At 65.7% G+C, this 8,249-nt stretch carries 6 protein-coding genes and 1 pseudogene; 1 reads left to right on the top strand and 6 read right to left on the bottom strand.

Going from position 1 to position 8,249, the window contains the following annotated elements:
• Positions 1-274: pseudogene (locus I6F37_RS20975) on the bottom strand (flagellin); the annotation flags it as partial.
• 320 nt (positions 275-594) lie between these two features.
• On the opposite strand from I6F37_RS20975, the gene flbT reads away from it, so the two are divergent.
• Positions 595-1,035: a flagellar biosynthesis repressor FlbT gene (flbT, locus tag I6F37_RS20970; protein WP_036015664.1), complete on the top strand. Its 441-nt coding sequence runs from the start codon at positions 595-597 to the stop codon at positions 1,033-1,035.
• Between the two features lie 73 nt (positions 1,036-1,108).
• Here flbT and I6F37_RS20965 read toward each other — a convergent pair whose 3' ends face one another.
• From I6F37_RS20965 to I6F37_RS20945, 5 genes are all read right to left on the bottom strand, one after another.
• Complete coding sequence (locus I6F37_RS20965) at positions 1,109-2,605, bottom strand: aspartate aminotransferase family protein (protein ID WP_225152509.1); 1,497 nt, start codon at positions 2,603-2,605, stop codon at positions 1,109-1,111.
• The gene (locus tag I6F37_RS20960; protein WP_225152507.1) at positions 2,602-3,855 is read right to left on the bottom strand and encodes a hypothetical protein; all 1,254 of its coding nucleotides are present in this window, start codon (positions 3,853-3,855) and stop codon (positions 2,602-2,604) included. The genes I6F37_RS20965 and I6F37_RS20960 overlap by 4 nt, the downstream gene beginning before the upstream one ends.
• 1 nt (position 3,856) lies before the next feature.
• The gene (locus I6F37_RS20955; RefSeq protein ID WP_225152506.1) at positions 3,857-5,485 is read right to left on the bottom strand and encodes a hypothetical protein; all 1,629 of its coding nucleotides are present in this window, start codon (positions 5,483-5,485) and stop codon (positions 3,857-3,859) included.
• A gap of 10 nt (positions 5,486-5,495) precedes the next feature.
• The gene (locus I6F37_RS20950; RefSeq protein ID WP_057028786.1) at positions 5,496-6,278 is read right to left on the bottom strand and encodes a hypothetical protein; all 783 of its coding nucleotides are present in this window, start codon (positions 6,276-6,278) and stop codon (positions 5,496-5,498) included.
• Between the two features lie 73 nt (positions 6,279-6,351).
• Complete coding sequence (locus tag I6F37_RS20945) at positions 6,352-8,235, bottom strand: flagellar protein (protein WP_225152505.1); 1,884 nt, start codon at positions 8,233-8,235, stop codon at positions 6,352-6,354.
• Positions 8,236-8,249 lie beyond the last annotated feature (14 nt).

Here is an 8,249-nt window from a genome sequence, read left to right as displayed (position 1 = left end):
TCGCAGAGTCGATCAGCTTCTGCAGCGAGGTGATGCCGGTGTTGGCAGCCTGCAGCACCTGCACGCCGTTGGCGATGCCGTCGAGCAGGTTGTTGATGTCGCTGGCGCGGTTGTCGAGCGACTGGGCGGTGAAGAAGTTGGTGGGATTGTCCAGGGCCGAGTTGACGCTCTTGCCGGTCGACAGACGGTTCTGCGTGGTGGCGAGAAGATCAGCGGTGGACTGGAGGGAGAGCAGGTTCTGACGAACCGATGCGGAGAGGACGATGCCTGACATGACTCTGTTACCTTTCTGGTAAACGACGCTACTGTTACACGTCTGCTTGGATCGCGATGGACCCAGCGACGGCGGACCGTGCCGCCGAGACCTCTAACGAAACATGAAATGAAACCCGCGCTTTTGCCCGGTCACACGTGATTCGGCCTCGGAAGCGACGCGCCTAGCAGCACCACCGCGCCAATCCTGTCCTTGAAAGCATTGAGCTTTTTGGCGGGGATGGCTCAAATTTACAGCTCGTTAACTAGTTGCGAGCGAGAATCAGGTCCTGATAGGCCGCAACGAACGCTCGGTTACGAAAGCGTTGATGGAGAACAGGAATGGCCCTCAAGGTCGAGCTCAAACCGCACGAACGCATCATCGTCGGCAATTCCGTGATCACCAACACGGACCAGCGGGCCCGCCTCCTGATCGATGGCGAGAACGTGCCGATCCTGCGCGAGCGCGACATCCTCACGCCGGAGACCGCCGACACACCCGCCAAGCTCGTCTATCTGGCGGTCCAGCTCATGTACATCTCCCCGGATCCGCAGACCCAGCACGGCACCTATTTCAACCTGGTGCGGGACATCGTCACCGCGGTGCCGAGCTCCTGGCCGATCATCGAAGGCATCAACAACAACATCCTGAACGGCGACCTCTATCGGGCGCTGAAGGAAGCCCGCAAGCTGATCGCCTATGAAGAGAAGCTGCGCAACCAGTTCGAGGCCACTCATCCCAAGGCGGCAGCCGACAAGGACGACGTCAGCACCGCCGCCTGATACAGGCGTTCGCGCCAACGACAACGGCCCCGGATCGCCTCCGGGGCCGTTGTCGTTTCAGACGTTCGTCAAGTTATTGCGCTACGAGCGGTGGCGCGTCGACCTCGATCACTCCGCCGCTCCGCTGTCCACCGAACTGCAGCACGGCTGCGATCAGCGCATCGATGTCCGCCTCCTCGGTGCGGTGATTGACGATCGCGGCGCGGATCGCGAACTTTCCGTCCAGTGTCGTGCTCGATGGCGCAGCGATGCCGGACTCCTGGACGTCGGCGACGATCTCGCGATTGACCGCATCGCCGCTGCGATAGCGGAAGCAGACGATGTTGAGATTGACCGGTGCCAGCAATTCCAGCCGTGGTTCGGCCAGCACACGCGCCTCCAGATATTTGGCGAGCGCGCAGCTTCGTGCGATTGCCCGGCCCAGCCGGTCGGTGCCGAACGTCTTCAGCGTGAACCACGTCTTCAGCGCACGAAAGCCGCGCGACAGATCAGGGCCGAGATCGCAGGGCCAGACCGCGCCCGTCGCAAGCCCCCTCGCCTCGCGGCTCAGATAGGCCGCCGGCTGCGCGAAGGCCTGCCGATGCTGCTCGCCGTCGCGCACCAGCAGGAAGCCAGCGTCATACGGCACCTGCCCCCATTTGTGGAAGTCGAGTGCGATTGAATCCGCAAGCTCGATGCCGCCGAGCAGCGGCGCAAGCTCCGGCGACAGGATTGCGAGCGCACCGAAAGCGCCGTCGACGTGAAACCACATTCCTTCCTCGCGGCACAACGCAGCGATCGCCCTGAGGTCGTCGATCGCCCCGATATCGACCGTACCGGCGGATGCGACCACCAGGAAAGGCTTGAAGCCGACCTCGCGATCGACGGCGATCTGTGCGCGCAATGCGGCAACGTCGATGCGATGATCGGCATCGACTGCGATCTTGCGCAGTGCATCGGTGCCGAGCCCGGCGATGTCCATCGCCCTCGAGATGCAGCCATGCGCTGCCTGCGACGTATAGGCCGTGAGCAGCGCACCGTCATTGCCGATGCCGTGCTGCCGCGCCAGCGTGCCGAGCGCGGTGGTGCGCGCCACCAGCACGGCCATCAGATTGGCCATCGACGTGCCGGTGACGAAGATGCCGCTCGCGCTCTCGGGAAAGAGGAACAGGCGGCGCATCCAGTCGACGATCTGGCGCTCCACCTCGATCGGCATGTGGTCGCGTCCGCCGAGATTGGCGTTGAGGCCGGCGGCGAGCATCTCCGCGAGCATGCCGACCGCGGTGCCGCCGCCATGCACCCAGCCCATGAAGCCGGGATGGACGTTGCCGGTCGCATAGGGCGCAACATGCTCGGAGAATTCGCGATAGACCTCGGCGAGGTCGCTCGCCTCGCGCGGCACGTCCGTCCTGAAGGCCGCGCGCACGTCATCGGGAATCGGCCGCCAGACGGGGCGCGCCCGAACGTTGGCGATGCCGTCGATCGTCTCGTCCAGCATGCGGTGGGCCAACGCGCGAAACTCGCTCCAGTCCTGCGGATCTAGCGGGGTATTCGCGACGGAGCTTTGCGTATTGCGGATGATCTCGTTCATGCTGCGCTCTCCGCGCCCGTCTTCGCATGCCGCAACAGCATCGCCGTGAACGCGGAAAAGATCTTGCGCATCTGCGGCGGCTTGTACGGAAACACGACCGGCGAATCCATGTTGTGCACGACGGCGGTGTTGTCGGCCTCGAACACAAGAAGCTCGCCGTTCGCGTTCTCGGCGCAATCGACGATGAAATAATCGAGGCCGACGCGCCGGCTCATCTCCTCGATCGCGTTTCTGTGGCGCTCGCCGAAAGCATGATCGAAGTCGCGCATGAAGACGGCTTCCTCGGCCCGCTTCTCTTCGCTGAAGGCCATGTAGGCGTTGAGATACCAGATGTCCCAACGGTCGGCGATCGCCATGTGGCACGCGTACGGTTTGCCGTCGACCATGGCGAGGCGATACTTGCGGTAGAGCCCATCGGGGCTCACATAATCGACGAAGCGTGCGACGAAGAAGTCCTGCTCTTTCCGTTCGGCGAGATAGGCCGCCAGAGCCGCCGCATCGTCGAGCTTCGCGAGCCCGACGCCGGCATGCGAACCGCGCGGCCGTGCGATCATCGGAAAGTGCAATTCGCCTGCGATGTCCTCGCATGCGATCCGCGCCTGCGCGAGGTCCGACAATTGCGCGCGCGTTGCATGGATGGTCGCGGGAATGTCGAGGCCGGGCACGTCCGTTAGCAGCCGATACAGCTTGTCGCGATCGAGATTGCCGATGCGATCGGGTCGATTAAGCAGCGGCCGCGGCCAGTGCGGCGCGGCCCCTTCGATCAGCGCGAGCGCCTCACGGCATTCCTCGGAATCGGACGCGACCACGATGGCCACGTCGTGCTCCGGCAAGGTCTCGGGCAAACCGACGCCCTTGATCACGTAGAGAGTCAACAGCTCGACATCGGAGCCCTCGAGCAGGAAATCAATCGGCGTGTTACCGCCCATGTCGATGTCGGCTGCAAGCGCGAGCAGGCGCAAGCCCGGCTTCGGGCCTGCGCCGGGCGTTCGGAACAATTGATGGAAGGCCAGCACCTCGGACTGGATCGCAAGCCCCCGATCCTTGTCACCCAGCAGCTGGGTGATCAACGACAGGTCCAGCCCCTCGCCCGCCAGCGCGGTCCCCGCCGCGATGCGCGCGACGAGCTGATCGCGCAACGGATGCAGATCGACGCCTTCGAAGGCCCGGCGCGTCAGCTGCGCAAAGCCGATGCGGTCGGCATAGTTCGCCGCGGTCAAGCCGATCGGCGCGGAAACCGGATGCTGCATCTCACACCTCGAACGCGGGCTTTACCGACACGGCCGCCGCTGCGCCACCGGCGAGCAGCAGCTCGATCTTCACCAGGACGTGGGCGATCTGGTCGAGAAGGTGCTGCACGTTGCGCTGCGCCTCCGCCCTGTCCGGCGACCAGGCCTCAGTCACGAGCCGCGCGCCGACGCAGAGGCGCAGCACGGCCTGCGGCGTCTCGTCCTGCCACTCCAGCCGCACCGGCTGGCCAATCAGGCAGCGCTGCGCGGCGACCTGACGGTCCTCCGTGCTGCCGTTGATCTCTTGGCTGACATCACGCGCCAACGCGCGATGAACAGAAGCGGTCTCGGCAACACAAACCGGCTTGCCGTCGCGCAGCAGCGTGAACGGAAAGATGGTCGGCTGCACGAATTCCTCGTCGTCGATGCCGGCCGCGTGGGTCGCGGCCGAAGCAGCGCGCAACGACGGCGACAATGCGATCATGCTGTCGATGCCGGCAGCGAGCTCGGCGAGCATCCCGGCGCGGAAGGCCCCGGGCACGCCGTAGTAGCTGCCGATCTCGGCCAGCGCCGCCTCCCAGCGCAGCCATTGACCGAAATTCGGACGGCGCTCGAAGCGCGAACGCAGCGCCGTCCAGGTCATCGGCCAATCGCAGCGGCCGGCGTAGTCACGGATTCCAGATGCGATCCCCTCGACGCGATCGAGCGACCGCGACAGGCCCTTCGGCACCAGCAGCGCACCGCTGAAGGCAGGTCCGCCGAAGAATTTGGAGCCGGTGATCAGCACCATATAGCCGCGGTCGAGATAGGAGCGCAGCCGCCGGCGGCCGAGCCGGGCCTGGCAGGCGTCGACGACGATCTGGACTTTGCGCGGCCAGCGCCGCGCGATCTCGTCGAGGCAGGCCGCGCTCGGTGCACGCCATCCGAGCTTCGAGGAATCCATGATCTGGAGCAGCACGGGCGCGCCTTGCGCGATCGTGGCCTCGACCGCATGCAGCACCGCTTCATCGGCATCCGTGCGCATCGCGATCCCGGCCCCCGGCGCGCGCAACGGCAGCGAGATGCTGGCGCCGGCCAGCCCCGCGACCTCGCCGTCCTTGCGAACCGCAAAGCCGCTCGCCGTCAGGGTGCTGAAATGATGTCCACGCGCAGTATGGGCCGTGCCGCTGCCGGTCTGGTCGGCGCCGACCACGATTGTCACCGGCCGCGCGCCGAGCATCGTGCGCGCCAGGAACAGAGCGTGGAGCTGGGAGTCCGTGCCGGACGGCGAGAACACCACGTCGACGCGCGGCGAGAGCTGGAGATGACCGCGCAGCTCGTGGCGCATGTCCTCGCAGCGTGCATCGAAAGCGAGCTCGACCTCGTCGAGCAGGCATTTGTGCATCAGCTCTTCACGCGCCAGCGCGGCGCGGTCATAGGCCGCCTGCGAGATCGTCGACGCGGTCGAGGAGGCGAAATTCCACACCTCCGGCTCCGGCGAAGCCGGGCAGCCATAGGCGTTGGCGCGGCCGGTGGGATCGAGCGCCAGGCGCGGATCTCCGCCGGAAACGAGCAGCGTGTCGAGCGGCGTGAAGAGGTCGCGCAGGCGATAACGCGAGCCGCCGTCGGCGGCGCGTTGCATCTCGGGCCGAGGGGATGGGCCGCCGCTCATCCCGAAAGGCTCACGCCGCGGCATCGGCCGCCGCAGGCGCAGCTGCGAATTGCGAGGCGATGTCGCCATGGAACACCGACGGCCCGACGTGGTCGAGCGGGCTCTGGATGTCGGCCCAGATCTCGCCGCCGATGTCGGTCCAGCGCTTGCAGAAGGCGAAGTCCTCGGACAGATAGGTGCCGGTCGCCGGATCGATCATGCATTCGAACAGCGCGAACCGGTTCCGGCTCGCCGCCAGCGCATCATGGGAATGCTCGCGGAAGAACTGGAGGTTCGCGTAGTCGGGGTGGCGGCACATCGCCTCCAACACGTGACGCCGGATCATCAGGAAGCCGGTGCCGGCATAGCGCACGCGGGTGAATCCGTTGACCACCACGATGCGGTCGGGATCCTCGATCTCGAGTACGTAGTCGAGCGAGGCGGCCGGCACGTCGGCCCGACCCGACTGGATCGCCCGCGCGGCCTTGTCCCAGTTGACCCGCTTGATCGGATAGCAGCCGGCGACGACGTCCGCGCCGCATTCGATCAGGCGGAACACCTGCTCCGGCTTGAAGCCGATATCGGCATCGATGAACAGGAAATGCGTCGCCTTCGGATCGTCCAGGAACATCGCGGCCAGGTTGGCCCGCGCACGGGTGATCAGCGCGTCGCCGTCGCGCAAGAGCACCTTGAGCTCGAGATTGGACATGCCGTGCACGGCCCGCTGCAGCGCGAAGATCGAGCTCGCATAGATGCTCGACACCTGCCCGCCGAAGCAAGGCGTCGCCACCACCAGCTGCAACTTGTCCGACATCGACCGCTCCGCCCCCGCTTGCAATCCTCACCAAGAGGTAAACAGGCATGGTTAACGGCGTGTTAACGCCTCCTTACAGGAACTTGACGAGCGAGAGCTGCGCCAGGTTCGAGGTCACCTGGTAGGACGCCTGCAGGGCGTTCTGCAACGCCAGGATCTCGCTCGCGACCTGGTCGGGCGAAGCCGATTCCGCCTGGTCAATGATGGTCTGGAGCTGCGCCTTGGCCTGGGTCTGGCGCGTGCTCGCGTCCTTCATCGTGTTCTGGGCCATCGCGATGTCGGTCTGGATGTCCTCGATGCGCTGCTGTCCGGGCTGCTGGGTCAGCGCCTGGGTCACCCGCAGGCTGAGCGCCGAGACCTGCCCGCCCGAATATTGCCCGGTCGGCGAGGTCGAGAAGGTGCCGAACACCGCGATCGCCTGCAGTTGCCGGCGGATCGCATCCTCATTCGCCTGGGCGCCGTACTGCACCGTCACGGCATCGTCGACCCGCGCCATCGCGGTCGAGCGCGCCGAGCCGGGCCCGTCATTGCCCAAATACCATTTCACCGTATTGGCCGAGCCGTTCACCAGCGTGGTCGCCGAGCTCGCAGGCGAGGAGCCGACGCGCAGCGGCGGCTGCGTGGCGGTCACCGGCGTCGAACTGAACCCGAGCGCGCTCAGCGCGCCGGTGTTCGACGTCGTGATGTTGAGGCTCGCCGCATCGTCGGTGTTGATCGTGATCGAGCCGCCATGGACCGTCGAAGGCTTCGAGGTCCCGGTGATCGCGTCGACCTTGCTCAGCAGGGTCTGGATGCTGTCGGTGACATTGAGCTGGTTGCCGGTCGCGCCCGAGGCCACGAAGGTCAGCGTAGTCCCGTTGACGGTGATGGTATCGCCTGCGACGAAGCCCGGCGAGATCGAGTCCGAGGGGCTCGCGCCCGACAGCGCCGTCGCGCCGGTGACTGGGGCCGTCGGCGCCGCCTGGTTGTTGACGGGGGTGCCGATCGCAGAGCTCGCGGTGTTGAAGAAGTTGTCGCCCGCAACGATCGCCGATGCCGCCACCAGCGAGGTGTTGGCGAGCTTCTGAATCGCGGTGTTCAGCGCCGTGTTGAGATTCGCAGCAGTATTGTTCGGGTTGACGGGCGTGCTCGCATCGATCGCGAAGCTGCCGAGCGGCGTCGGCGTTGCCGAGGACGCCGTCAGGTCGATCTGCTCGGTCGTGCCGTCCGGCAGGGTGAACTGAATGCTGAGCTTGTCGCCGTTGTTCGGATTGACGCCGTTGAGATCGACCGAGAACGACACCGGCGAGCCGCTCGGGCCGGTGACGGTCGCGCCTGTCAGCGTCGAGGACACCGCCTTGATCTTGAGGCCGAACGGCGATCCGGCGACGTCCTCCGACACCTGCACGGAGCTTGCCGTCGGCTGCGTCTGCACCAGGCGGCCCATGCCGCTGGTCCCTAGGTCCGCGGCCTGGCGCTCGGCCATGACGGTCTTGAAGCCGGCCTGTGTCGTGGTGCCGTTAATGATGTCGCCGGCATCGGCGACCGACTGGGTATTGACTGCCGTTCCGGAGAACAGATAGCGGCTGCCGGTCTGCGTGTTGAGGACACCGACCATCGAGCCGAACTGGGCGGCGGCGGTGTTCTGGGCAATCGTCTGGCCGTTGACGTTGAGGTCCTGCGCGGTAGAGGCCGAGCCGGTCTGCACCGTGCTGCGGATCTTGGTCAGCGATTGCAGCGCGGTGTTGGCGAGGTTGATGCTGACGTTGACGTTGGTGATCGTGTCGGTATAGCCGGCGATGTTGGAGAGCTGCGCGCGCCCGGCGATCGCAAAGCCCTCGTTCGTCCCCATGCCGGCATAGTTCTGCGACAGCTTGCCGGTCGAGAGCTGCGTCGAGAGGTCGGTGAGCTGCTGATTGATGTTGCGGATCTGCGCGCCGAGGATCGACGAAGAATAGTTGATGCTGCTGATCGCCATCTTTCGGAGCCCTG

The organism is Bradyrhizobium sp. NBAIM08, assembly GCF_020193935.1.
GTDB lineage: Bacteria > Pseudomonadota > Alphaproteobacteria > Rhizobiales > Xanthobacteraceae > Bradyrhizobium > Bradyrhizobium yuanmingense.
This window is presented reverse-complemented; position numbering and strand designations above follow the sequence as displayed.